The organism is Bacillus sp. UMB0728 (genome assembly GCF_002858875.1).
GTDB classification, from domain to species: Bacteria; Bacillota; Bacilli; order Bacillales; family Cytobacillaceae; genus Bacillus_AB; species Bacillus_AB infantis.
In genome coordinates, this window is record NZ_PKLA01000006.1 from 107213 (window position 1) to 131825 (window position 24613).

A 24613-nucleotide genomic window follows, 5' to 3' on the forward strand; every position below is an offset into this window, starting at 1 on the left:
CATTCCCGGGATACACGACTCCCTTTTCTCCACATCACTCATGTACTCCAGACCCAATCCCGCCATACTAACTTGCCCTCCCCTCCCCCTCTCATATACTTATTGGCCTCAGCACACCCCTTCCCAACACAAAAAAAGCCCCGGCAAAAAGCCCGAGCCTGATTCCCACTTATTTCCCCAACTCTATTTAATCCAGCCCTTCGCCTTTGCCTGATTGACGGCTTCAATCCGGTTGGCGGCACCTAGCTTGCCGATGATTTCGGACATATAGTTTCGGACTGTGCCATGTGACAAGTACAGCTGTGAGGCAATCTGGGCCATTGTGTGCCCTGCTGCAGCGGATTCAAGTATCTCGGTTTCCCTTGGTGTAAGCGGGCTTTTTTCCTCCCACATGGCAAGGGAAAGCTCCGGTGAAATCATTCTGTTCCCGGCATGCACCCGGCGGACTGCTTCCGCCAGGTCCCTGCTTGGGGTATCCTTCAGCAGATAGCCGCCCACTCCTGCCGCGATCGCCCGCTGAAAATAGCCTGGCCTTGCAAAAGTGGTCAGAATGATCACTTTGCAGGAGGATCCGGCTTCCTTTAGCGCCTCTGCCACCTCCAGCCCGGTCATTAAAGGCATTTCAATATCGACGATCAATACATCAGGCTGGTGCTTTTTGACGAGCTCCAGGGTTTGCCTGCCGTTTTCCCCCTGCGCAGCTACTTCAATATCTTCCTCCAGCTCAAGCAGAGAGGCGAGTGCGCCAAGCAGAAGGCGCTGATCCTCACCCAGTACAATCCTGATCATTTGCCATCTCCCCCTTTAAAATCCTTCCCTGATGACCAGTGGAATGCTCATCCTAATAGCCGTTCCTTTTCCTGGTGCTGAACTGATTTGGAGGCTCCCTTCTACAAGCTGGAGCCTCTCCTTCATCCCTGCAAGGCCATTTCCCGAATGTTTGGCGATCACTGATAAATCAAACCCGATGCCATTGTCCCTTACAGAAAGATGAATTTTATCATCTGTTTCGGCAGCTGACAGAACGCATCTGGCTGCTCTGCTGTATTTGACCATATTGGTGATAGACTCTCGCAAGCACATAGCCAGGATCCTTTCCTGGAGCGGAGTCAGGCCGGCTGGCACAGGCGGTTTTTCATAAATGAATTCTATGCCGGCAGCCGCACAAAGCGTCTGGGCATGTTCGATTTCCTCTTCAAGCCTGACAAGATTCATATCTGAAACAAGGTCACGCATCTCCTTCAAGGCCATCCGCGCCGTGAGCTGGATGTCCATTGCTTCCTTTTCTGTCCGTACCGGGTCCTTGGATGCCAGCCGGGCTGTCAGCTCGCTTTTCAGTGCGATCAATGAAAGGGTGTGGCCTAGTGTATCATGAAGCTCCCTCGCAATTCTCTGCCTTTCCTCCTGCTGTGCCAGGCGCTCGATCTGCATATTGGCCACCTGCAGCTGCTCTGACATATCCTTATATTTTGCAGAAGCTTTAACAACGAAAGGAAGGATCGTCCCCCCGAACAATGGCGGACTGATGCCGGAGAGCATGAGGGGCTCAAGATAAAGGCCGGACTGGACCAGGACAGCTGCACTGGCTGCACCAAAGCAAGCACACAGGATATAGATCGTTTTCAGCGGCAGCCTGACCAGATGATTGAGCACCAGAAAGATGAGATACAGATACAGAGGATTATAGAAAAAGCTGAATAACAGCGTCATGCCGACCATCAATGCAATGATGAGAGTTTCATATTTTCTGGACCAGTACAGATGCCTGTAAAAAAAGAGGTAGGCCAGCAGCAGGAAAAAGCCCGCTTCCCTCTTAAGCGGGGCTTCTCCGAGCATGAAATATACAGGCAGTGCAAAGTTGGCCAGATAGATATACGGAGGCCAGCCTTCCGAGGCAGGAAATAACTTTTTCCAGTAAGGATTCACTTATACCGCATCCCGTTTCTTTAGAATATAGCTTGATAGTATCATAAATAAAACCGTGCAGGCGCCAAGATAGAAAATATTTTCCAATGAGATGAGATTGCCTGAAAGCACTTCCCATGCCCCATTTGCATAATGGTAGGATGGCAGCCATTTGCCGATGCTCTGCAGCCACACTGGCAGTGCCTCCAATGGCATCCACAGCCCGCCGGCGATCGCCAGTCCCATCAAGAGGACATTGGAAATCGCAATGGCGGCATCTGCATTCTTCATTGTCCCGACAAGGGCGCCCAGCGCCAGGAACGGAAGGCTTCCGAACAGCAGCCAGATCGTGCAGGCTGCCCACTGCAGGGGAGTCAGGTGGAGATCATAAACAATAGCGGCCAGCGGGAACAGCAGCAGGATGATCAGCAGATGGATAAGCATCTGCGAGGCAACCTTGGCGCTGATCCAGGTGAAGTGGGACAAAGGTGTAAGCTGAAGCTGGCGGATCCACCCTTCCTTCCTTTCAAAAGCAAGGCGGATGCCAAACTGGGAAGTCGCCGTCCCTATCAGTGAAAAAGCGGTCATGGACATAAGTGAGTATGCCCCCCATGAAGTGCCCGCTATTTCCTTATCCGCGCCATTCAAGCTGGCGAACAGAAAGTAAAACACAAATGGCATCAAAAGGGAAAACAGCAGGAAAAACGGGCTTCTGATGATCCGGAGGCTCTCTGCCTTCCATTGGGAAATAAACATGTTCATATTTTACGCACCTTCCTTATTTTCTGAATGCTGATCCTGTATGTCTGTCAGCTGCCTGAAAGCGGCTTCGAGACTGCCTGAGGATACCTGGACATCCCTGATTTCCCAGCCTGATGTAATGATGTTCCGCAATAGCTCATCCGTTTCCCTCGCATATAGAGAATAAGCATTTCCGCTTTTCTCCGCCCTCTCGACGCCCGGCAGTCCATTCAGGAGATTCAGGTCCAGCTCCTGGGAGGAACGGAACGAAACTGTTCTTGATGATACCCTTGCCTTAAGTGCCTGCGGAGTCCCGGAAGCGACGAGCCTTCCTTCTGCCATCACACAGATCTGGTCAGAAACAGCATCCGCCTCCTCCAGGTAGTGGGTGGTCAGAAGAATGGTCTTCCCATCATTCGCAAGAGCGCTGATCACTTCCCAAAAGCGGAATCTTGATTCCACATCCATCCCGACAGTCGGTTCATCCAGAATAATAAGGCTCGGATTTCCGGCAAGTGCCTGTGCGAATGCAAGCCTTCTCCGCTGGCCCCCTGAAAGCGCAGTGGCCTTCCTTTTTTCTTCCTTATGCAGTCCTGAAAGATCCAGCAGCCTTTCATACGATAAGGGATTTTTATAATAGCTGCGGAAAAGCTGGAGGATTTCGCCTGTACGCAAGCCGTCTGCAGGCTTTGTTTCCTGGAGCAGGGCCCCCGTCATTTCCCTGAGCTCCTTGCTCTTCGGCTCCCGCCCGAATATTTCAATCCTGCCAGAGGAAGGCTTGAGCATATTCAGCATCAGCCCCACCGCGGTAGTCTTGCCGGCTCCATTCGGACCCAGGAGTGCTGTAACCTCCCCCGCATTGACCTTCAGATTTAATCCATCAAGCGCCCTAAAGGACCCAAAAGCCTTCACCACATTTTCAAAAACAACTGCCTGTTGCATACTCATCAGCTCCGTCTCCATTAATTAACTTCATTGTAAAACCTTCCAGCCATACTCATTAGTACCTGATGTCATCAAATTCATATGACAAATGTCATTTTCCGTACCTGGTACGCAAAAAAGACACTATTGCCCATTCTGTCCACGGGTGGTGCCTGGCACCTTAAAAAGACACTTTCCCCCTATTTGTCCACGAACGGTGCCTGGCACGCTGGAGCCATTGCAATTTTTTCTATTAATTTCAAAAATTTTCTATATAATAGATGTTGGAAGTAGAGTGCTGCAGGCTTTTGCGGTGCTAAAAAATTATTTGACTGGCTGGAGGCGATTCGAGAATGGCTTATGAAGATGATGTTTTGTTAGATAAAGGCACTAATAAAGCGCCGAAGAAGAAGGAAGAACGGAAAGAAGGGGAACCGACTGCCGCTTTTAAAGGAGCTTCCTGGGCTGCTTTAATGGTCGGGGCTGGGGCTTATCTGATCGGGCTGTTCAATGCGGACACGATGCAGCTGAACGAGAAAGGATATTATTTTGCTGTCCTGATTTTCGGCCTCTACTCTGCGGTCTCTTTGCAAAAGGCGGTACGAGACAAAGAAGAGGGAATACCGGTTACCGGCATCTATTATGGACTGAGCTGGTTCGCACTTATTGTGGCCGTACTATTGATGGCTATCGGCTTGTACAATGCAGGAAGCATCATCCTGAGCGAAAAAGGATTTTATGCGATGTCATTCGTGCTCAGCGTCTTTGCCGCTGTTACAGTCCAGAAGAACATCCGGGATACCCAGCAGGCTAAAGACAGAGATTGAAGCAGCAAAGAACATTGCTTCAGAACAGATCATGACAGTAACCCTGCTGAAAAAATACAAAAAGACTGGCCAGAATTAATTCCGGCCAGTCTTTTATTTGGGAAAGCACACAATCCCCTGCATTCTATACGCGAACCATCCGCTCATACTGCAGCTTCCTAAGCTCAAACAAAGTGATCGGATCGCGGTAAGCCTCCGGATTTTCCTTCATTTTGCTGAGGGCCTGCCCGTTGGCTTCAATAGTGTTCAAGGTTTCCTCAACTGTCATATTGAGCACGTTGAATGGATTGCGGAAGAAGATCTTAATATCCCTCTCCAGTGCTTTTTCGAACAGTTCAAACTGCTGCATGAACTTGCTGACAATGGCGTCGACGCTTTCGCTGTAATCCTCATTTTCGAGGAATTGTTTATATCTATTATACAGCATTCCTTTATTCTGCGGCATTGCGCCAAACAGCTTTCCGGCGCTTTTCAGCAGGAATTGCGAAGGAGTGAAGCGCAGTAGGATGTTCACTTTTTCCATCCTCACTCCGCTTGTCATCCTGTCAGCATCCCTGCGCCAGTCATCCAGCACTTTGAAATCGCACTCCAGCCGGATTTTTTCCTCTCCATATAACTCATTGAACCCTTCGCCCATTTCATATAAATAAGCCTGGCTGTGATTGAACTCTTCAGTGGTGAGGGCAATCCACTTCTGGATGGAGCCGTAGAATTCAGGCAGGACAGAATCCTCCAGATACTGCTGGACGCGCTCGTTCATTGCATCGTTCAGCTCAAGATGGATTTTCCGGAAGTCGCTGTCTTCTGTGACCAGCTCGGAAGTGCCCCGCAGGATCCCGGGGATTTCCTCCTCAAGCTTCTTCCTCATCCTGTCTTTGATAGATTGATAGGATTTTGTGATCGTCCTTGTCTTTTCTTCTTCAATATCGCTGAGCTGGTTGATGGCGCCATTCAGCTTCGTGACCATCTCTTCATTCCAGCGGATATCCTCCTGCAGCGAGTTCTCCACCTCCACCCGCTTATCAAGCAGATAGCTTAAGGCGCGCTGGATATAGACAAGCACACTTTGTGTCCGGAGCTCATACCAGTCGCGGCTCAGGCTGTCATCGAAAAATCCGGCCAAATCTGCCAGCTGCTCTCTGCTTCCATAATGGGAGGAAAAGGCAAATACTTTTCCTTGCGGGAAATAAGACCGGATTTGTGCGGATATCTCGTCGACCAGCCTTTCTGCCTCACGCTGATCATGAATCGCATCCACCTTGTTCAGGAGGAAGTGCACCTTTTTGAAAGGAGCAGACTCACGAATTCTTTCCAGCGCCAGGAGGTCCTCCTCTACAAGGCCTTCTGCTGCATTAATGACATATAAAATGCTGTCTGCAAGCGGGAGATAATGGGCCAGCTCTCCACTTGCCCTGCCGCTCCCTTTGACTCCCGGGGTGTCAATGAGCGCAATCCTGTTTTCCTGCAGGAAGGGAACCGGTACCCGGCAGTTGAAAGCAACCTTTTCTCCTTCAAGGCCGGCGGCGGCTTCATTTTCCTGATATTGCGGAAGATCTTTCATCATGATCAGCCTGCTGTCGGTAACTTCACTGAAAGCAGCGTCTTCGCCAGCCTTGAACATACTGATGGAAGATGTGTCCTCTCCAAGAACCGGCTTGCCCAGCACATAATTAATGAATGCGGACTTCCCGCTTCCAGGCCTGCCGGCAACAAGGACATGGCTGTTATCAAGATCAAGGAGCTCTTCGACGATCCATTCCAGCCTCTGTCCAAGCGGGAGATCATTTTTGAGTGCCCATTTCTTAATATCCATAAACAATTTGTAGCTGTCTTCCAGTCCTCCGTTATAAAGGCTTGAGCGCTCTATCAGATTTTCTGCATCCGCTACAGCGTTAGAGTCTAATCCGGCAAATAGCTTATTCCAGGCAAGCAATGCAGCGGAAGCGTGCACCGCGTTGGCGGAATCCGTGATCCTAACCCAGTTCACAAGCAGCTCAGGAACGAGCGGAGTCAATTCCTTCACATAATAATTGCCTGTGATAAGCTGCAGGTAGGTCTCCCTGTACATAGCGGAAAGTTCATGCCATGCATAAGATCTGTCCGCTTCAAGCTCCAGCATCATCCCGTTGAAATCCTTAAGCCATTGATGGCTGCTGCTCTGATTCTGATAATGCTGCCAAAGGGAGACAGACAGCTTTTCAAATCTTGATTCATCTTTATAAAAGACCGTTTTCAGCGCGTCAAGGAAATAAACAGGCTCAAGCTTCCTTGCCGCCCCTTGATCAATATAGCCATTCAGGACCTCAAACCATTTGAGCGAGCTTGTGCGGACTCCTTCGTTGACAGCGAGTTCAATGGCATTGCCCCAATCCTGATGCTTTTCGAAAAAGGCTCTTGCCAGCTCTGTTACATCCGGATAATCCGGATTGAGGAGAACAGCTTCCTTTATTGTCTGCACGGCCTTATCAAGCTTGCCCTGATGGACATATAAGGAAAACAGCTGGAGCAGGACCTCAGTCTGGAGCACAAGTGACTCTGTCCTGATGGCCTTGTATATTTCTTCGGCTGTTGCATGCAGCTCCAGTTCCATATAGGCGTCTGCGGTATTTTTTTTGGCCCACTCCCCCAAATCGTTATGTATGTTTTCCCATTTGAAAATGGCTGCTTCATAGTCTTTATGGTGGAAATAGATTTCACCCTGTGCAAACCTGATGACCGAAAGCTCCGGTATTTCTTTTTTCTGCTCCAGGAAATATGCCTCGCCGAGCACCTGTGCAGGCTGCTCCCCGCTATGGCCTTCCATAAACATTTCGTAATATGATTTATCGATTAATTGTTGTTCTATCGTCATTGTTATCCCCTTATGTAAATAGATTGACCTACTATATGCTAAAGAGATTCCTATTATTCTGCGCTCTCTATCCTTGTATTCTAGCAAAGAATGGAATGCAACAAATTTCATTTTACTTTCATTTTTGATACAGAAATGTTTCCTTCTGTAATAATTCTAACAGCAACCTTCAGATATGGTAAATTTTACGCAGGAACTTCTTTCTGTACTGCCTGAAACACCGTTAATCAAGCAAAACCCGCCTCTAGAGAAGGCGGGTTCGCTCTGACGAAGGATGGAAGCCCTTAGCGGGAGCCTCTTCTCAGGTTGTTTTGTTCATCTGTTGTATAGACGGTTGGCTCCCCGGATAATGATGGGCTGCCTGACGTGCCTTCCCCTTCATCTCCGCTCTCGATCTGGCCTGCGCCATACCACTCATCAGCACCGGTTTCAGCGTTGGCAAAAGCAGAATCTGCGTTCACAGCCAGGAGAATTTTGTCATTATCCATATCTGCTGCATATGACTCTACATTTTCCTCAGCAATTCCATACTTTGTCAGCCTTTCATGGGATTCGCCAAAGTCGCCGTCCAGCGAGAAGGCTTCTTTCAGTTTATCCCAGAACGATTCATCATCATGCTCTTTCGGCGCTGAGCCGGCAGCCTTTTCCACATCTGCATTTGTGTACGAATCAAGGGTGTAAATATCCTGCCGCTTTGAAATGACAGCCAAATCCTTTGAATCATAGCCTTTCGCCGTCAGCTCCCTGATTGCCTCGATCGTTTCATCTATTGAACTGTATACACCGATAATATCGCGTTTCATCATTATGCCTCCTATATGAAAATCATATATAGGCTGTTTACCCTTTAGTGCTGCAGGCAAAACGCAGCATACTCAAGACAGTTTACGAATGAATGCCACTTTTAAATAATTCCCTTCCTTGAACTCACTGATGGTCCGAAAATCCTTTGGCAGGGAGAATTCCTCCAGCAGCTTGTACTTTCCGCCGCTTTCCTTAAAGGCGGCTTCAATAAATCCTTTGAACTTGCTCATTCCAAAGGTGCTGCAGTTGGTAGAGGCGACGATGATGCCATCCTTTTCCGTAATCGCAATCGCTTCCTTCAGCAGGTTCTTATAATCCTTGCTTGCACTGAAGGTATGCTTCTTGGAGCGGGCAAAGCTTGGAGGATCGAGGATCACCATATCAAAAAGAAGCTTTTTCCTTACGGCATATTTAAAATAATTGAAAACATCCTCTACAATGATATCCTGTGCCTCATAGTCGATCCCATTGATGCTGAACTGTTCAATCGTTTTGCTTTTGCTCCTGTTCGCAAGGTCCACGCTTGTCGTTTTCACTGCTCCGCCTTTTGCCGCAAAAATGGAGAAGGCCCCTGTATAGGAAAACGTATTGAGGACTGTCCTGCCCTTTGCATATACATCCCTGATTGTTTTTCTGACATCGCGCTGGTCAAGGAACACGCCTGTCATTGCTCCATCGTTCAGGTAGATGGCAAAGTTTTCGCCATTTTCTTTGACAATGAGCGGGAACTCTCCGCGCTCTCCTTCAACAAAGTCATCATCCTCCATATAAGAGCCTTTCGCATCAAAGCGTTTCTTTTCGTAGATCCCTTTAAAATCAGCAAGATTCCTTAAAGACTGCAGGATTTCTTCCTTAAACCGGTATATGCCTTCACTGTACCAAGTCAGCAGATAATAGCCGGCAAAATAATCGATTGTCAGCCCGCCGATCCCGTCGCCTTCGCCATTGAAAACGCGGAAAGCAGTCGTATCAGAGCTGTTGAAGAAAGATTCCCGATGCTTAAGAGCCTTCTGAAGTTTTTTCTCAAAAAATCCCTGGTCGATCACTTCTTGCTCATCACGCGTCAGGATCCAGCCGCAGCCTTTATTCTGCAGGCCATAATAGCCTTTGCCGATGAATTTGTTCCTGCTGTCTGCAAGGCGGAAGATTGCCCCCTCCTCCTTCAGATCCGCAAGATTCTCTATTCTATCTTTATAAACAAGGGGCAGCCCTTTTCTATACTCTTCATCAGAACGCGCCTTCAGACGCAGCTTTATTTCCTGTGCCATATTATCACCCTTCTATATCCTGAGATCAGCTGCCCTGTTTGCCAGCTGTATCTTTTGGTTCTATCTTATCATTCCAGCCGCAGGAGAAGCCAATCGCTGAGAAAATTCTAAAGAAGAAGGGTGTCAAAAATCCCGCAGCCACCAGCCCAGCAAAGAAAAGACCAGGGAAGCATCCCCGGCCTTATACGGCAGCAGCCTGTTTTTTTATGCTGTTTTTTCGCCTCCGCCCTTCGGCCATGATCATGGCGATGGCAATCAGCAGGAAGATACTCGAGATTTGGAACAGCCTGCCTGTTTCCACGTACTGGGCTATGACGCCGAATACCAGTCCGCTCAATCCGATGCCAAGGTCGATGGCTGAAAAGAACATGCCATTGGCAACACCTCTGCGGTTTGGCGGCGTAAGGGACAATGTCCACGACTGAAGCGTCGGAATCAGTGATCCGAAGCCGATCCCGAAAAGAACTCCGGCTGCAGCAATCAAAACATTAGAATGGGCAAAGGACAGCACCCACATCCCGGCGAATGTAATGAGTGTACAGAACAGGACGAGCCCTCTCGGCCCATTTCTGTCAAACCATTTTCCAGCTGCAGGACGCGAGGCCGATGCCAGTACGGCATTGAACAGGTAGAAAAGGAAAATCTGCTCTATTCCCCGCTCTTCCCCAAAAATGACAATGAACGTGACAATGGATCCATAGCCGAAGGTAACGATGACCGTGATAAGTGCCGGGTACCAGCTCGTTTTTTCAATCAGTGACCCTAAATAAGAGAAAGCTAATTCCTCTTTTTTCGCTTCCTTAACCGACTGGGGCGTTCTGTAGCTCACCAGCGACAGGAGTATGATGCTGATAATGCCAAGACCGGCCGATATATAAACCAGATTTTCAAAGGTCGTAACCTGGAATAAATAAATGCCCAGGCTGGGGGCTATGATCATCCCGAGAGTCACAGACAGCCCATAATAGCCCATCCCCTCGCCGAGGCGGGAGTTCGGAACAACATCTACCGCTGCCGTCCCGTTGACAGTCGTCGACCAGCCCCAGGCAAGCCCGTGCACTAGCCTGAAGAGAAGAAACATAACAACCACGCTGGAAAGCGGGTAAACCAAAGTAATCAGCAGCAGGGCGGCTGCACCGGCCAGGACGAGGGGCTTTCTTGTCCTGTACTCAAGCATATAGCCGATAAAGGGCCTGCACAGAATTGCGCCAGCAGAGAATAGAGTTGTGACCAGGCCGATTTCCAAGCCTGAGGCGCCTATTGATTTTATGTATGGCGGCATTGTCGGGATCAGCATTTGAAAGGACATAAAGACAAACAGATTCCCTGCCATCAGCATGACGAAGGATTTCGTCCAAAGCTTTTCTTTTTGTTCACTCAAGCGGTAAAGCCCCCTTTTCAAAAAAATAAAAACTTGTGCAGTATTTAACTTTTACGAGCATATAAAAGGCTCGAACAGATCTTCTATAGAGAATATATTTCGATTCACTAAATGTTAACACAGTTATTTAATTGATGGCAATGCTGTATTTTTGTCCTGCTCCCACAAAAAAAGGGAGGCCGCAGCCCCCCGTTCTTATTGATATTTTTTTATAAACGCCAAGGTCTCATCAATGATCAGCTGCTGATCATTATCGAGCGTGGCAACATGATAGCTGTTTTCCATCGTAATCAGTTTTTTGTCTTTGCTTGAGATGCGGTCAAGGATGAGCCGGGAATTATCAGGCGGGACAACATGGTCTTCGCTGGAAACAAAAATCAATGCCGGGCACTGTATGTCAGCCAGCCCTCCTTTTACCAGCTCCATTAACTGGACGATTTCACCGATGGATTTGACCGGGGTCTTCTCATAGGCCAGCTCTTTTACATCAGCTTTCTTTATATCTGAGCCGATGGCATCGAGGAAGCGGACGTCCTGAAGGGCTGCAGCACCTTCCATATCCGAAATCTCTACGGCAGCATTAATTGGGATAATGGCCTTGATTTCGGAATGCTTCTCAGCCATATAAAGAGTAAGTGTCCCTCCCATGGATAAGCCTGTGACGAAAATATCGTCGCACCGTTCTTTCAGCCATTGAAAGCCTTCTTCAATGCTTGCAATCCAGTCGCTGTACTGCGTTTGCTCCATTTCCTCATAATGGGTCCCATGACCTTTAAGCCTTGGGCCGCAGACCGTATACCCTGCTTTCGCATATGCCTCCCCGAGCGGCCGCATGCTTTGTGTCGAGCCTGTAAAACCGTGCGAAACCAGGATGCCTGTCCTGCCGCCTTCAAAATAAAAGGGTTCTGCTCCGTTTAATACTGGATAGTTATCCGCCATTTCTTTCCCTCCTCTTTCTCACTTTGAAAAAGTTCGACTCCCTATGCCGCAAACCCTGCCAGCTCCGGAAAAAAGCCCGTTTTTCTCTATACACACAAATTTCATTTCCCGTATAGTACTGCCTGCATAGAATACAATAAGGAGAGCAGTCGAGTTGGAGGCGGAAAACAGAAATGGATGAATTTAATTTCTCAAAGCTATTTGCCAATGCAGAAAGCTTTTTTCATAAAAAGGGACAGCGGGAGATCCAATACCCAAAAGGCAGCCCGATCAATAAGGTGCACCGGTCTTCCCAAATCGTTGGAAACAGCCACAATATGCAGCAGTTCTTGTCCAAATATCTGGGCATAAAAAAATAACCTGCATACGCAAGTTACAAGAGCCCTTATGGCTTGTCCATCTAAAAAACTATCAGGCCGGAATCAGCGGATCTTTTCCAGAATCCTAAGATACTGCTTGCCGCCCGTGAATCGGGCGTTTTTTATTTCAGCCCTGCCAAATGCCTGCAGCCGGTCCTCTTTGGACCAGCCTTGCCGATTCATCAGGCCTTGGCAGCGAAAAGTCCTTTCACGATGGAGCTTTTCCTTGATATTGATGCTCCGCGAGGATATTGAATATCCTGCTGGTCTGCTTTTTTATTATAATTGGCAGCATCTTTGAATAACCGATCAAAATCAAAAATGTCTTCCTCGCCACTTGGCTTCTGGACTTTTAACACATGCTTTTTGGCTGACATTTTTAACCACCTCTTTACTATAAGTTTACCTCATTAGGGCTAAAGATTCAATCTTTCCCGAAGCTTTGTAAGCCCCAAGTTCTCCCATGCCCGTTTATGGAGCTCCGAAACAAGGGAAGTAATGCCTGCGACCAGATAGCCGTCATTTTCATTGAATTCAGATCTGTAGCTTGAAACACAAATGACATAGTCGACGACTTCTGTACCGCTTGTATAAATATTTTCCTCTTCTGAGGTGGTATAAACCAGATAATTTTTATCATGGATAACTTCCGGATTTTCCTTGTTGATCGGGATCCCTGTTTTGTATAAGTCCACAAGCTCGAGCGACCTCTTTACAGCCGAAGGAAATGATGCCTGATGAAACTCGGCAAGCGTCATTACTTCAAAGGTAAGATGTTCATCCCATTCACTTAAATAGAATTCCTGCATTTTGGCAAGTGCAAAATCGAGGGCATCATGGAATCTGGGATGCTCTGAATCAAAGCTCGTTTTCAGGACATTCTTGTTTTCTTCCTTCATTAAATACGTCAGGAATTTAAACTTTCTCATCTGGTCATCAATGATGGATATGACTTCCTTCTGGCTCTGGTCCAGGTCAAACTCCAGATTTCCGAGCTTGAAGCGGATGATCCTCCTGGATGCGGAAGGCACTAAAAGCCAGAGCAGCAGCCATAAAAGCAGGTAGAAAAGATATTCAAAAATGACCTGGAATTTCGGCGACTCGGCAATCGGCTTGATAATCAGGCTTGTGACCGTATCCTGTGCAGCGGCCTGGCCGCCTGCATCCGGCTGGCCCGCGCCATCCGGCAGCTGTGCAGCATGATATAAGCTGATAGCTGCAAGCAATATGATGATCCCTACTCCCGTCCAATACACGATCGCAGACCATTTCCTTACCTTATCTTCAATGACAGGCAGATCTTTAACCATCATCCTTTCCATTTTCATCCCCCTTTAGCCTGTTCGTCATTCAGCAATGTTGGAGGTTCATGGTGTGATTGAAAGATTCGGAAACGATATTAGCCTGTGGGTAAAAAAACCATATGATCCATTATATTACCTTAACAGTTTATCATACCAGGAAGATTTCTCCCCTAGTTCTTTCGCTTCAATTGGAGCAGCAGCCTGGCTCAAGAGCAATGAAGATGGGTACATAAAGCTATTGTATGCAGCCGCAGGCCGGCAGGCAGCTTTGCCCAAAAGTTTTTTCCCGCCCAGCCCCTCCGCTTTCCTTATTTTGCTTACCTGCTCCTTGTTTTTATCCTCCTTAATGAGTAGTATTAAGTTCATGGCATATCTTTTCAGATTCCATTAGACTATAAGTGAACGAGCCCAGTTTTTTAGACTATTGTAACTGCATGTTGATTTTGGGCTCATTCAGCTATGCTGAAATGCGTGTGAAACAGGGTTTCACACACATGAGGCTAAAATCACCGACAATGTTCAACACAGCCATTTTAAAAAAGGGCTATTTTAATAAAAAATGTTTGGAGCCGATTGAGCTTCAGGCAAAAAAATTCTATAATTTCCTAAAGTATATAAAAGAAAGGCTGATACTGGTTTGGAACAAAACTCATCCAATTTTATTCGCACGATCATTAAGGAGGACCTGGAATCCGGAAAAAGGAATGAAGTCGTTACCCGCTTCCCTCCAGAGCCGAACGGCTATCTTCATATTGGACACGCAAAGTCAATCATCATCAACTTTGGACTCGCCGATGATTTTAACGGCAAAACCAATCTGCGCTTTGATGATACCAATCCGCTGAAAGAAGACCAGGAGTATGTGGATGCCATTAAAGAAGATGTCAAATGGCTGGGGTTTGAATGGGAGGAGCTTCGCTTTGCTTCCGATTATTTTGAGGAAATGTACGAGCGTGCAGTCCTGCTGATCAAAAAAGACCTTGCTTATGTTGATGACCTGAATGCAGATGAAATCAGGGAATATCGCGGAACTTTGACAGAGCCCGGAAAGGAAAGCCCATACCGCAGCCGTTCTGTCGAGGAAAATCTTGATCTCTTCAAGCGTATGCGTGCAGGAGAATTCCAGAATGGAGAAAAGGTGCTCAGAGCAAAAATTGATATGAGCTCACCTAATATTAACCTGAGGGATCCGGTCATTTACCGTGTATCACATGCCCATCACCATAACACAGGCGACAAATGGTGCATTTATCCGATGTATGCATTTGCCCATCCGATCGAGGATGCAATCGAGGGCGTCACCCACTCTCTCTGCACAACAGAATTCGAGGATCAAAGACCGCTGTATAACTGGGTCATTGAAGCCTGTGAGATGGAAAGCAAGCCTCAGCAGATTGAGTTCGGGCGCCTGAACCTGATCAACACAGTCATGAGCAAAAGAAAGCTGAAGCAGTTGGTCGACGAAAAGTATGTGGATGGCTGGGATGATCCGCGCATGCCGACCGTTTCAGGGCTGAGAAGAAAAGGCTTTACACCTGGCGCCATCCGTGAATTTGTTGAAGCGACAGGCGTCTCAAAAGGATCCGGAGCCGTTGATACTGCGATGCTTGAGCATTTTGTCCGTGAAGACCTTAAGCTGTCTTCCCCTCGGACAATGGGAATCCTGAAGCCGCTGAAGGTTGTGATTACCAATTATCCTGAAGGACAGACAGAAATGCTCGAAGCGGAAATCAATCCGGAGAACCCGGAAATGGGCAGCCGCCAGATTCCGTTTTCAAGAGAAATTTATATCGAGCAGGATGATTTCATGGAAGATCCGCCAAAGAAATATTTCCGCCTCTTCCCTGGAAATGAAGTGCGTCTGAAGCATGCATACTTCATTAAATGTGAAGATGTCATCAAGGATGAAAACGGTGAAGTGGTTGAAATCCATTGCACATATGATCCGGAAACCAAGAGCGGCACCGGCTTTACCGGACGGAAGGTAAAAGGGACCATCCACTGGGTCGAGGCATCCCAGGCAGTTCCGGCTGAATTCCGCCTGTATGAGCCGCTGATCCTTGACGAAGAATTGAACAGTGAAGAAAATGAAGGCAAGACCTTCCTTGACCATGTGAATGAAAATTCTCTGGAAATCGTCAACGGCTTCATCGAGCCGAACATGAAGGATGTCAAGCCTCAAGATAAGTTCCAGTTCTTCCGCCACGGCTATTTCAATGTCGATCCAAAGCATACAGCAGAAGATCACATTGTATTTAACCGGATCGTTTCGCTGAAGAGCTCATTTAAATTATAAAAGCAAAGCCACCAGCCAGTGGGTGCTATTTTCAGGAGGAGAACGGCCGCAGAGCCGTTCTCTTTTTTCTAACAATTTTTTCAAGGGGATTGTCTTTTTAGCAGAAAATACGATACAGTTAAAGCAGAGGTGAGTATATTGAACGAGAAAACATCCTCTGCCTCCAGCATAAGATGGTTCAGCCTGGCCCTGCAGGCTTTGCTTATTATGGCAGACAATGAAGGCCTGTGCCCGAGCGCAAGGCTAGCGGACAAAATCGGTTCAGAATCAGGGTTTCTGCGGAAGATTTTGCGGAATTTGGTTAAGGAAGGCCTTGTCCAGGCCAAGGAAGGCCGGGACGGCGGCTATTTTCTCGCAAAACCGCCGGAGGATATCAGGCTCTCTGATGTATATGCGGGAATGCGCGCAGAGCCATTCTCAAAAGGTTTCCTGGATGTCAGCAGCAAAGAGTGCTTTGAACCATGCACCCGCAGTGCCTTATCCGGCCTGAAGAATGAAATGGAGCAATGGATCCTGAACGGATTAGAAGAAAAGACCCTTAAAGACCTGATGGGTAAAAAATAAAGGAAACGGGACATCATTGTGTTTCGTTTCCTTTTTTATATTCACGCAGCGGATGTTAATGAGATCCGTATAATAGAAATACCATGATGATGGAGTCGATCAGTATCAACCACAAAAAAATATAGAAAAGTCTCCGCTGTGTAAAATACAGCCGGACCAGCATGAAGTAGGCAAAGCCTGCTGCAACAACAAAAGACAGAAATTCCTCCAGCTTTTCTCCCTTCAAGACCAGCCTGTTATCATAATACAGCTGCAGCTCTTCATTTAATGAAAATGGTACAGTAAAAATGCTGATCAGCAGGCCTAGCAGCATGAAGCTCCCGGCAATGTTGAGCAGTTTTTGAACAGATATTCCTTTATTAGCTTTCAGCACCTGCTCTGAAGCCGGCTTATAATCAACCTGCAAAACCATCCCTCCTTTTATAACATCTACGGGCCGGGATACAATTGGTTTCAGCTTTCTGAGTCAGGAAGGTAATCCTATCCTTACAAAAGACTTTTCACCGGCAAATAGACTGTCCTCCCTTTTCATGCCTATTATTTATTGGAAAATAAACTGTGTTTGACAAAAGAACAGTAACGCCATATACTGTTCTTGTAATAACCACAGTTAAAGGGAGATGGCATAGATGAGTGATAATACAATGAGCAAAGAAGAGTATTTAAATAAAGTAAAAGATCTTGACCAAACCACTGAAGCGCCAAAGGAGCTGGAAGATACAGATTTCTTCACGGTGGCAAAAGAGCGCCGCTCTGTCCGCCAGTATGATGCCGATTATATGATGGAAGACAGTGAAATCCGTGAAATCCTTGAAGCAGCCATCCTGGCACCGTCTTCTTCTAACCTCCAGCCATGGAGATTCCTAGTCATCAAGGACCAGGAAGCGAAAAAAGAACTGCTGCCAATCGCAAACAACCAGCAGCAGATCACAGATGCTTCTGTCGTAGTTGCAGTACTTGCGGATGTAGACGCGTATAAGAATGCAGGTGAAATTTACGGAGGCCTTGTAAAGATGGGCCGCATGACGGAAGAAATCAAAGATTCCTATGTAGCATCCATTATGAAGACCTATGGCGGTTTCTCTGATGAGAGAGCACTTAAGACTGCTATGATCGACGGCGGCCTTGTCTCTATGCAGCTGATGCTGGCAGCTAAAGCAAAAGGCTATGACACGGTTCCTATGGGCGGCTATGACGAAGGGCAATTTATTGAAGCCTTTAATGTGCCGGAAAACTTCAAGCCAGTAATGCTTATTTCCTTAGGAAAAGGCAAAAAGGCCGGCTTTGAGAAAAACCGCCTGCCTTTGGATGATGTTTTAAACTGGAACAGATTCTAATCAACTTGCCCGGGCCAGGATGCCCGGGTATTTTTTGCGGCTTGAATCGTGAGGATAGGAGCGGGAGTTATTTATACCTATAGGGATTAGTTTTATTCTCTAAAAGGGCATCTTATAAACAGAAAGCCCGAAAAGCTGCAGGACTGGCAAGACCCAGCGCCTGAAATACCATACCATTAATGATTCATTTATCCTGGTTTCAGGCAAGGATTATAGGGTAAACTCACAATTGTTTCCAAATAAAGAAAAAGGAGTAGATATATGGTATAGATACCTGGTACTTTTTTATTATATCCCCAAAATTTTTTGACAATCGCAATTCAATTTTAGTATGATGGTTTTTGTACTAAAGGAGGCAGAAAAATGACAGCTTTTGATAAACAGAAAATTGTGAATAGTGTGCCGCAGAAAGGCTTTTTCGGCCACCCTAAGGGCTTGTTCACGCTCTTCTTCACAGAGTTCTGGGAACGCTTCTCCTACTATGGGATGAAAGCTATCCTACTATACTATATGTATTACGAAGTTTCTAAGGGCGGACTTGGGATCGATGAAACGACAGCCGCTTCTGTAATGGCCGTGTACGGCTCACTCGTATATATGTCCGGGGTAATCGGAGGCTGGATTGCCGACCGTATACTCGGAACTGCCAGGACCGTATTCTACGGCGGGGTCCTGATTATGCTTGGCCATATTGCCCTTGCATTCCCTGGAGGCATTACAGCCCTGTTCATCTCCATGGCATTGATTGTCATTGGTACAGGTCTATTAAAGCCTAACGTTTCAAGCGTTGTCGGCGACCTTTACAGCAAGGAAGATGTCCGCCGTGATTCAGGTTTCTCGATTTTCTATATGGGAATCAACGCTGGTGCTTTCATTGCGCCGTTAATTGTCGGAACAATCGGTGAAAAGTATAACTTCCATTGGGGCTTCGGCATTGCAGCAATCGGTATGCTGATTGGATTGATCACTTATCTTGCTACAAGAAAGAAAAACCTGGGGCTTGCAGGCAGCTATGTACCAAACCCGCTGCTCCCTGAAGAGCGCAAAAAAGTATTCGGCCGCATTGCCATTGCCGCAGTTATTATTGCTATTATTGCTTTTATCAGTATTTCAACCGGATTCTTAACGATTAACCGCTTCACGGTACTGATCAGTATCCTCGGGATTGCCATTCCGACCGCATACTTTATTGTGATGTACCGCAGTCCGAAAACAACTTCAGATGAGCGGTCAAGAATTATCGCCTACATCCCGCTGTTTATAGCATCGGTTATGTTCTGGGCGATCCAGGAACAAGGTTCCATCATCCTTGCTCAATATGCGGACAAGCGTACTGACCTGGATTTTGCAGGCATCCACCTGCAGGCTTCATGGTTCCAGTCCCTTAATCCATTGTTCATTATTGCACTCGCACCATTGTTTGCGTGGCTATGGGTTAAGTTAGGAAACAGGCAGCCATCAACGCCTAAGAAGTTCTCACTTGGCTTGATTTTCGCGGGCTTGTCTTTCCTTGTCCTGATTATCCCTGCTTATATGAGCGGCGGGGAATCTTTGGTTAATCCATTATGGCTTGTACTGAGCTTCTTCCTTGTCGTTATCGGTGAGCTGTGCCTGTCCCCTGTAGGGCTGTCAGCTACAACAAAGCTTGCGCCGGCGGCATTCTCGGCTCAGACGATGAGCTTATGGTTCTTATCCAATGCAGCGGCACAGGCGGTAAATGCTCAGCTTGTTAAGCTGTATGATCCTAATAATGAGATTATGTATTTTGGTACGCTTGGACTTTTGGCTGTCGTTTTAGGCGGCGTCCTGATTTTCATGTCACCTTCTATTCAGAGATTGATGAAGGGTATTAAATAATCGCAAAGGCAGTGCATTTTGAGTGCACTGCCTTTGTTTTGCTTATAAATGGGTTTGATACTTTTTTTGCAATCCGATTCTAATTTTATGTAGTTCTTTGATCAGTTACCTGGATACTTCCTCAAATGTAGTCTGCTGATTTCCGTTCCAGGCACTTCGCTTTCCGCGGGGCGACGCTGAGCCTTCTTACGCTGCGCGCTGCATTTTATGAGGAGTCTTCGTGCCTTCCACTCCAATCAGCAGGGTTTAATAATTTGTTTGGCTGACCCCTTTAGTACCCTTGCTCTTAGACAAGGCTTCAGACTCTCCCCTTCAATGTATTCAAATATTCCACATGCTTCCGGTCTGTGTCGAGGACAGTTTCAACCAGTCGGCGGCTTTCTGGGTCGAGGTCGCCTCTTACGTTTTCTTCGGACATTTGGATGGCATAATAGTCTTCGCCGGTAAGGGTTTTATCGACTATGGCATCCTGGCTGTCCGGCAGGAAGAGACTGCTGATATATCCTTGAATGGAACCGGCTATGCCTTCATCGTCAGCAGGTACAGCCCCAAGGTTTTGGATTCTTTCCGCAATCAGGGCCGCATTATGTTTGTGCTCCTGCTGCATTCTCTGGAATTCGGCTCTGACACCTTCATCTTCAAGTTTTCCAATAAAATGCTCGTAGGCATGGATGCCCATGTACATCCCTTTCAGGAACTTATTCAGCTCCTTGGCAACTGAGTGATTGTCCACCTTGCTTCCTCCATTTTCTGTTTCTGACAAAAATGTCATCTTTAGCCTTAATATTGTAAGCTTAAGCTATGGCTGGCATACATCATTTCTCATATAGTTAGCTTAGAAACAGAAAATTCAGGAGGAATTCCGCCATGCTTCTTCGTGCAAAGGGAATCAGGAAAACATATGGAACTAAGAATAACTTATTTAATGCTCTTGAGCATATTGATCTCGAGGTTGAAAGAGGGGAATTTACAGGCATAATGGGGCCATCCGGTGCCGGGAAATCTACACTTCTCAATATTCTGGCTTCGATCGACAGCCCCACTGCAGGCAGCATCCATATTAAAGATCATGATATCCTGCGGATGGAGGAAGAAGAGCTGTCCCGTTTCCGGAGAGAGCAGCTCGGCTTCATTTTTCAGGATTTTAACCTGCTGGATACTTTGAATGTAAGGGAAAATATCGCACTCCCCCTTGCTTTGTCAGGAATGGCATCTAATCAGATCGACGCAAGGATCCAAAAGCTTGCCGAATGGTTTGAAATTGAAAGGATATTAGAGCAATACCCAAGAGAAATATCAGGTGGCCAAAAGCAGCGGACCGCTGCTGCACGGGCGCTTATTACAAAGCCTTCCCTCCTTCTGGCCGATGAGCCTACAGGCGCCCTTGACTCCAAGTCTGCTTTCGGCCTGCTTCAAGCGCTCCAAAAGCTGAACGCTGAACAGCAGGCAACCATCTTAATGGTCACACACGATCCACTTGCAGCCAGCTTTTGCAGCAGAGTGCTTTTTATCAAGGATGGGCATATCTTTACAGAAATCCGCAAAGGTGAGTCTGATAGAAAACAATTCTTCCAGCAGATCATCGATATTCTTGCTGCTTTGGGAGGCGGAGGCCGCCATGACGTTATTTGAGCTTGCCAGACGCAGTTTCAAAGGCAACAGGAGCCAATATCTGCTGTATTTCTACCCTATGGTTTTCAGCATTCTCATTTACTTTACATTTGTATCTCTGCAGTATAATCATAGCCTGTCATCATCCGTGACAGCACTGGGCAAGCTTGAACCCGCCTTTGCTGCGGCCTCCATTATGCTGCTGGCTTTCGCTGCTGTTTTTATATGGTATTCAAACGCATACTTTATGAAAAAAAGGAAAAAGGAAATTGCCCTTTACGCCTTATATGGACTTAAAAAGAAACAGATCGGCCGCCTGCTCTTCCTGGAGCAGATGATGATGGGCGTTCTCGCCCTGTCTGGAGGCATTTTATCAGGTATGCTGATGTCTAAGTTTTTTGCTATGCTGCTCATCAAAGTAATGGGCCTGTCGACTATCACCGGCTTTGCTTTTTCCGGGGCTGCCATCCTGCAGACCATTGCTGTCTTTTCATTGATCATCTTGCTCACTTCAATTTATAATTACAGGCTTGTGTACAAGCATACACTGCTCGAGCTGTTTCAGGCTGAAAAGAAAGCCGAAAAACAGCCCAAGGGCTCTGCCTTTGGCGCTGCACTCTCATTGCTGCTGGCTGGTTCAGGCTACTTTCTTCTTTTGCAGCCTTCAAGCTCCGCTATTTGGAAAGACTTTGGCTTTTTGACTATCTTAGCATCTCTTGGAGCAATCGCTCTTGGAACCTACTTATTCCTAAACTGTTTTATTGTTATTCTGCTAAAACGTCTTAAAGCCGTTCAGAGGATCTATTATAAAGGCATCAATTTAATCAGCCTTTCCCATTTATTATTCAGAATCAAAGGCAATATTCTGGCGCTGACCATCATTTCTCTGCTCAGCACCTTTACATTATTCACAATCGGAACCGCTGGCAGCCTTTATTACAATATGAATGCACTTGCTAATAAGAATTACCCGCTCAGCCTTCTGTACACCGTTGAAAATGAACAACAGAAAGAGCATATTATGGAGATGATCAGAAAAAATCAAAAAAATCCCATTAAATTTACCGCGGAAATCCCTTACCTTGCTGTTAATGCAGACTTGTCTGCAACAGGCAGGTTTCCCGATGACTACCCGGCTCTCCTCATTCCAGAGACTGCATATAAAAAACTCGCGGGAGAACTCGGCCATAGTACCTCAGACATATCCGGCGAAAATTTCGCTATTGCCTTTTATGACGGAAACCTGAAGCAGGATGAAGATCCTTATACAGGAAAAAATATGGTGCTGCCTGGGGGACAGGACATCCGCTTTTCTTCATACGAAAAAAAATCACTCCTTAACCAGGGCTTGTATTCCTTCCCCGTGGTGATAACCGATAAACTCTATAGTGAGCTAAGAGCGGTTTACCCGGAAAACACTTTACAGGCTGTCAGCTGGAAAAATGATAAGAATGCCGGAACAATCGCCAGCCAGATCCAGGCCTATTATGATAGTGAGATGCCGGATCTGGAGACAGTCATTTTTTCGACCTTCTTCCACCAGCACGAGAAGCTGATGCAAATATATGGAATCCTTATTTTCATAAGCAGCTTTCTCGGATTGACATTCCTGCTCGCAACCGGCAGCATGCTTCACTACAAACAGCTGTCAGAGGCTGTTGCCGACCAGGACAGATATAGAGTCTTAAAGAAAATCGGAATGGGCAGGAAGCAGATCAATGCCGCCATCCTGAAGCAGCTGTTCCTTATCTTCGCTCTTCCGTTCCTGGGCGCTGTCCTGCACAGTTCTGTCATTATGCTGGCATTGACGCGGTTCCTGAAGATAGACACGCTGATTCCCTTCATTTTAGCAGCGGCTTTGTATGCACTGATTTACTTTGTTTACTATTTCGCTACAGCAAGAACATATAGCCGCATCGTTAATGAATGAATGAATAATGAAAGCAGCCCGTCATAAGGCTGCTTTCATAGTTTTTCTATATAAGGATCTCTCTCAGGGAATATGATCTCAAACGAGCAGAACTGACCTTTTTCTGATCGGCAGACAAGCTTATGCCCCAGCTTCCCGGCCAATTCATTGGCGAGATACAGCCCCATCCCTGTAGAAGCAGTCATCTGCCTGCCGTTTTTCCCTGTAAATCCTTTTTCAAAAACACGGGGAATATCCTCCTGCGGTATACCAATCCCGTTATCACGGATCGTGAGCTTCCTCTCAGCAGGCTGGATGCAGATACTGATCATGCCCCGGTCTCCTGTATACTTCAGTGCATTACCGATAATCTGGCTGACAATGAACAACAATGCTTTTCTGTCTGTTAAAACAGAAAAAGGCTCAAGGGACAGCTCCAGTTTGATCTTTTTAGAAAGAAACGGCTTCATATGCTGCTTGGCGGCATCCTTGATTGTCTGCTGGATATCAATCTCCTGGATCAAATAATCTTTATTAAAATGGCTCAGCCGGGATACGTACAGTGCCTGCTCCGCAAAATGCTCGATCTTGTGCATTTCCTCTGCAAGACTATCAATATCTCCGTCTGTTTCGTAATGCATCCTGCTGACAGATATCGGTGTTTTTATCTCATGGAACCAGAGTGCCATATACTCTAGCCAGTCCTTTTGGTTCCTCGCCAAAGCATCTTCTCTTTCGTGCTGGTTCATAAACTGGCTCCGGAAAAGCTGCAATATCAGGAGCTCTTCCTGAGACATGCCCCGCCACTCGCCAGGCAGGCTGTCCTGTTCAACTGCAGGCGCCAAATGACTATAAAACCTCCTCTTGGAAAAATAGCCGGCTGCCAGATATACAGCTGTCACAATAAGAGAAATGGCTGCCAGATAGAGCAGACTGGAGAGCCGCAGGGCTGAACCGGGCTCAAGCCAGACGATTATCCAATTGAAAGCTAATATAGTACAGATGGCAGCCAGGAGCGCCCTTTGGTCCAGCAGATACTTCCCCCAGCTCATAAAAGCATATACCCCAATCCCTTTTTCGTAGAAATCCTGTCCTTCAATCCTGCTGATTCAAGCTTTTTCCGTAATCTCCCTACATTGACAGTCAAAGTATTATCATCTATGAATTGTTCATCCTGCCAAAGCGCCCGCATGATTTCATCACGGGAAACAATTTGTTCAGGCTTTTTCATCAGCGTATATAATATCAGGAACTCATTCTTGGTCAAAGAAACCTCCGTCCCCTCGTAAATAAAAGCCGCAGTTCCCAAATTAAGCGATATTGGCCCTGCAGTAATGAGATCGGTTTCCTTTTCATCTCCCTTTCCCCTGCCGGCCCTTCTTAGAACCGCATTGATTTTAGCGACCAGCACTTCCAGCGAAAAAGGCTTCTGGATATAATCATCGCCCCCCATATTCATGGCCATGATAATATCCATATTCTGCGAGCGCGAGGAAATGAATATAACAGGCACATCAGACATCTCTCTTATTCTCCCGCACCAATAATAGCCATCCCGTTCAGGAAGATTGATATCAAGGAGGACCAGATCCGGGCTGCAGGCGCTGAACTGCTCAGCTATCATGCTGAAATCATCGACTGGCAGCACTGAAAAGCCCCAGTTTTTTAAAAATTGCCCGATAAGCCCTCTCATTTTGCTGTCATCTTCTATGATCATGATTTTCTGCATCGGAATT

The 24613-nt window shown here is 46.8% G+C and carries 24 protein-coding genes; 9 read left to right on the forward strand and 15 right to left on the reverse strand.

What is annotated here, in order from left to right:
* Positions 1-183: 183 nt before the first annotated feature.
* From CYJ37_RS22040 to CYJ37_RS22055, 4 genes are read right to left on the reverse strand one after another with little or no spacing between them, the layout of a single operon-like run.
* A complete protein-coding gene (locus CYJ37_RS22040; RefSeq protein ID WP_009792328.1) occupies positions 184-789 on the reverse strand; it encodes a response regulator transcription factor in 606 nt (201 codons plus the stop codon).
* A gap of 15 nt (positions 790-804) precedes the next feature.
* A complete protein-coding gene (locus CYJ37_RS22045; RefSeq protein WP_101551923.1) occupies positions 805-1926 on the reverse strand; it encodes a sensor histidine kinase in 1122 nt (373 codons plus the stop codon).
* Positions 1927-2667 (reverse strand): ABC transporter permease, encoded by a 741-nt coding sequence (locus CYJ37_RS22050; RefSeq protein WP_009792330.1) that lies wholly within the window; start codon positions 2665-2667, stop codon positions 1927-1929.
* A 3-nt stretch (positions 2668-2670) separates the two neighbouring features.
* Positions 2671-3594, reverse strand: a complete 924-nt coding sequence (locus CYJ37_RS22055) for an ABC transporter ATP-binding protein (protein WP_022543319.1) — start codon at positions 3592-3594, stop codon at positions 2671-2673.
* A gap of 329 nt (positions 3595-3923) precedes the next feature.
* Between CYJ37_RS22055 and yiaA the strand changes: the two genes are divergently transcribed.
* Positions 3924-4397 (forward strand): inner membrane protein YiaA, encoded by a 474-nt coding sequence (yiaA, locus tag CYJ37_RS22060; RefSeq protein WP_009792332.1) that lies wholly within the window; start codon positions 3924-3926, stop codon positions 4395-4397.
* 124 nt (positions 4398-4521) lie between these two features.
* Here yiaA and CYJ37_RS22065 read toward each other — a convergent pair whose 3' ends face one another.
* The 5 genes from CYJ37_RS22065 to CYJ37_RS22085 all read right to left on the reverse strand — a co-directional run bounded on the left by CYJ37_RS22065 (position 4522) and on the right by CYJ37_RS22085 (position 11640).
* Entirely contained in the window at positions 4522-7248 is a 2727-nt protein-coding gene (locus CYJ37_RS22065; protein ID WP_101551925.1) for a dynamin family protein, read from the reverse strand.
* Positions 7249-7532: 284 nt separating this feature from the next.
* Positions 7533-8054, reverse strand: coding sequence for a general stress protein (locus CYJ37_RS22070; RefSeq protein WP_009792335.1), 522 nt, complete (start codon positions 8052-8054; stop codon positions 7533-7535).
* Positions 8055-8123: 69 nt separating this feature from the next.
* Positions 8124-9320, reverse strand: coding sequence for a class I SAM-dependent rRNA methyltransferase (locus CYJ37_RS22075; RefSeq protein ID WP_101551927.1), 1197 nt, complete (start codon positions 9318-9320; stop codon positions 8124-8126).
* Positions 9321-9501: 181 nt separating this feature from the next.
* Positions 9502-10659 carry an MFS transporter gene (locus CYJ37_RS22080; RefSeq protein ID WP_050767264.1) on the reverse strand — a complete coding sequence of 386 codons (1158 nt, stop codon included), beginning with the start codon at positions 10657-10659 and terminating at the stop codon, positions 9502-9504.
* 237 nt (positions 10660-10896) lie between these two features.
* Positions 10897-11640, reverse strand: a complete 744-nt coding sequence (locus CYJ37_RS22085; RefSeq protein ID WP_101551928.1) for an alpha/beta hydrolase — start codon at positions 11638-11640, stop codon at positions 10897-10899.
* A 173-nt stretch (positions 11641-11813) separates the two neighbouring features.
* On the opposite strand from CYJ37_RS22085, the gene CYJ37_RS22090 reads away from it, so the two are divergent.
* The gene (locus CYJ37_RS22090; protein WP_009792339.1) at positions 11814-11999 is read left to right on the forward strand and encodes a hypothetical protein; all 186 of its coding nucleotides are present in this window, start codon (positions 11814-11816) and stop codon (positions 11997-11999) included.
* Positions 12000-12181: 182 nt separating this feature from the next.
* Here the strand turns inward: CYJ37_RS22090 and CYJ37_RS22095 are convergent, their stop codons facing one another.
* Both CYJ37_RS22095 and CYJ37_RS22100 read right to left on the reverse strand, forming a co-directional pair.
* Positions 12182-12376, reverse strand: coding sequence for a hypothetical protein (locus tag CYJ37_RS22095; RefSeq protein WP_009792341.1), 195 nt, complete (start codon positions 12374-12376; stop codon positions 12182-12184).
* Positions 12377-12415: 39 nt separating this feature from the next.
* On the reverse strand, positions 12416-13321 hold the full coding sequence (locus CYJ37_RS22100; RefSeq protein ID WP_094768081.1) for a hypothetical protein: 906 nt from the start codon (positions 13319-13321) through the stop codon (positions 12416-12418).
* A gap of 52 nt (positions 13322-13373) precedes the next feature.
* On the opposite strand from CYJ37_RS22100, the gene CYJ37_RS26940 reads away from it, so the two are divergent.
* The 3 genes from CYJ37_RS26940 (at position 13374) to CYJ37_RS22115 (ending at position 16163) form a co-directional block, all read left to right on the forward strand.
* Positions 13374-13694, forward strand: coding sequence for a hypothetical protein (locus tag CYJ37_RS26940; RefSeq protein ID WP_141195024.1), 321 nt, complete (start codon positions 13374-13376; stop codon positions 13692-13694).
* Between the two features lie 246 nt (positions 13695-13940).
* Positions 13941-15599 carry a glutamine--tRNA ligase/YqeY domain fusion protein gene (locus CYJ37_RS22110; RefSeq protein ID WP_009792344.1) on the forward strand — a complete coding sequence of 553 codons (1659 nt, stop codon included), beginning with the start codon at positions 13941-13943 and terminating at the stop codon, positions 15597-15599.
* Between the two features lie 129 nt (positions 15600-15728).
* On the forward strand, positions 15729-16163 hold the full coding sequence (locus tag CYJ37_RS22115; RefSeq protein ID WP_374703165.1) for an RrF2 family transcriptional regulator: 435 nt from the start codon (positions 15729-15731) through the stop codon (positions 16161-16163).
* A gap of 55 nt (positions 16164-16218) precedes the next feature.
* On the opposite strand, the gene CYJ37_RS22120 is transcribed toward CYJ37_RS22115, so the two are convergent.
* Positions 16219-16569 carry a hypothetical protein gene (locus CYJ37_RS22120; RefSeq protein WP_094768079.1) on the reverse strand — a complete coding sequence of 117 codons (351 nt, stop codon included), beginning with the start codon at positions 16567-16569 and terminating at the stop codon, positions 16219-16221.
* A gap of 223 nt (positions 16570-16792) precedes the next feature.
* Between CYJ37_RS22120 and CYJ37_RS22125 the strand changes: the two genes are divergently transcribed.
* Entirely contained in the window at positions 16793-17500 is a 708-nt protein-coding gene (locus CYJ37_RS22125) for a nitroreductase family protein (protein ID WP_009792347.1), read from the forward strand.
* Positions 17501-17863: 363 nt separating this feature from the next.
* Positions 17864-19357: a peptide MFS transporter gene (locus CYJ37_RS22130; protein WP_009792349.1), complete on the forward strand. Its 1494-nt coding sequence runs from the start codon at positions 17864-17866 to the stop codon at positions 19355-19357.
* A gap of 298 nt (positions 19358-19655) precedes the next feature.
* Here the strand turns inward: CYJ37_RS22130 and CYJ37_RS22135 are convergent, their stop codons facing one another.
* On the reverse strand, positions 19656-20090 hold the full coding sequence (locus CYJ37_RS22135) for a DUF2383 domain-containing protein (protein ID WP_101552144.1): 435 nt from the start codon (positions 20088-20090) through the stop codon (positions 19656-19658).
* Between the two features lie 134 nt (positions 20091-20224).
* Here CYJ37_RS22135 and CYJ37_RS22140 point away from each other — a divergent pair, with 134 nt between their 5' ends.
* Entirely contained in the window at positions 20225-20989 is a 765-nt protein-coding gene (locus CYJ37_RS22140) for an ABC transporter ATP-binding protein (RefSeq protein ID WP_101551930.1), read from the forward strand.
* Positions 20976-22898, forward strand: coding sequence for an FtsX-like permease family protein (locus CYJ37_RS22145; protein ID WP_180827418.1), 1923 nt, complete (start codon positions 20976-20978; stop codon positions 22896-22898). The genes CYJ37_RS22140 and CYJ37_RS22145 overlap by 14 nt, the downstream gene beginning before the upstream one ends.
* Positions 22899-22933: 35 nt before the next feature.
* On the opposite strand, the gene CYJ37_RS22150 is transcribed toward CYJ37_RS22145, so the two are convergent.
* Together CYJ37_RS22150 and CYJ37_RS22155 are read right to left on the reverse strand one after the other, a co-directional pair.
* The gene (locus CYJ37_RS22150) at positions 22934-23929 is read right to left on the reverse strand and encodes a sensor histidine kinase (protein ID WP_101551934.1); all 996 of its coding nucleotides are present in this window, start codon (positions 23927-23929) and stop codon (positions 22934-22936) included.
* Complete coding sequence (locus tag CYJ37_RS22155; protein ID WP_101551936.1) at positions 23926-24606, reverse strand: response regulator transcription factor; 681 nt, start codon at positions 24604-24606, stop codon at positions 23926-23928. Before CYJ37_RS22155 ends, CYJ37_RS22150 begins: the two co-directional genes overlap by 4 nt.
* Positions 24607-24613: the final 7 nt, after the last annotated feature.

Coding starts and splice junctions, on each gene's coding strand:
- CYJ37_RS22040 (WP_009792328.1), bottom strand. CDS start 789: ATGATCAGGATTGTACTGGGTGAGGATCAGCGCCTTCTGCTTGGCGCA.
- CYJ37_RS22050 (WP_009792330.1), bottom strand. CDS start 2,667: ATGAACATGTTTATTTCCCAATGGAAGGCAGAGAGCCTCCGGATCATC.
- CYJ37_RS22055 (WP_022543319.1), bottom strand. CDS start 3,594: ATGAGTATGCAACAGGCAGTTGTTTTTGAAAATGTGGTGAAGGCTTTT.
- yiaA (WP_009792332.1), top strand. CDS start 3,924: ATGGCTTATGAAGATGATGTTTTGTTAGATAAAGGCACTAATAAAGCG.
- CYJ37_RS22065 (WP_101551925.1), bottom strand. CDS start 7,248: ATGACGATAGAACAACAATTAATCGATAAATCATATTACGAAATGTTT.
- CYJ37_RS22070 (WP_009792335.1), bottom strand. CDS start 8,054: ATGATGAAACGCGATATTATCGGTGTATACAGTTCAATAGATGAAACG.
- CYJ37_RS22075 (WP_101551927.1), bottom strand. CDS start 9,320: ATGGCACAGGAAATAAAGCTGCGTCTGAAGGCGCGTTCTGATGAAGAG.
- CYJ37_RS22080 (WP_050767264.1), bottom strand. CDS start 10,659: ATGCTGATGGCAGGGAATCTGTTTGTCTTTATGTCCTTTCAAATGCTG.
- CYJ37_RS22085 (WP_101551928.1), bottom strand. CDS start 11,640: ATGGCGGATAACTATCCAGTATTAAACGGAGCAGAACCCTTTTATTTT.
- CYJ37_RS22090 (WP_009792339.1), top strand. CDS start 11,814: ATGGATGAATTTAATTTCTCAAAGCTATTTGCCAATGCAGAAAGCTTT.
- CYJ37_RS22095 (WP_009792341.1), bottom strand. CDS start 12,376: ATGTCAGCCAAAAAGCATGTGTTAAAAGTCCAGAAGCCAAGTGGCGAG.
- CYJ37_RS22100 (WP_094768081.1), bottom strand. CDS start 13,321: ATGGAAAGGATGATGGTTAAAGATCTGCCTGTCATTGAAGATAAGGTA.
- CYJ37_RS22125 (WP_009792347.1), top strand. CDS start 16,793: ATGAGTGATAATACAATGAGCAAAGAAGAGTATTTAAATAAAGTAAAA.
- CYJ37_RS22130 (WP_009792349.1), top strand. CDS start 17,864: ATGACAGCTTTTGATAAACAGAAAATTGTGAATAGTGTGCCGCAGAAA.
- CYJ37_RS22140 (WP_101551930.1), top strand. CDS start 20,225: ATGCTTCTTCGTGCAAAGGGAATCAGGAAAACATATGGAACTAAGAAT.
- CYJ37_RS22145 (WP_180827418.1), top strand. CDS start 20,976: ATGACGTTATTTGAGCTTGCCAGACGCAGTTTCAAAGGCAACAGGAGC.
- CYJ37_RS22150 (WP_101551934.1), bottom strand. CDS start 23,929: ATGAGCTGGGGGAAGTATCTGCTGGACCAAAGGGCGCTCCTGGCTGCC.
- CYJ37_RS22155 (WP_101551936.1), bottom strand. CDS start 24,606: ATGCAGAAAATCATGATCATAGAAGATGACAGCAAAATGAGAGGGCTT.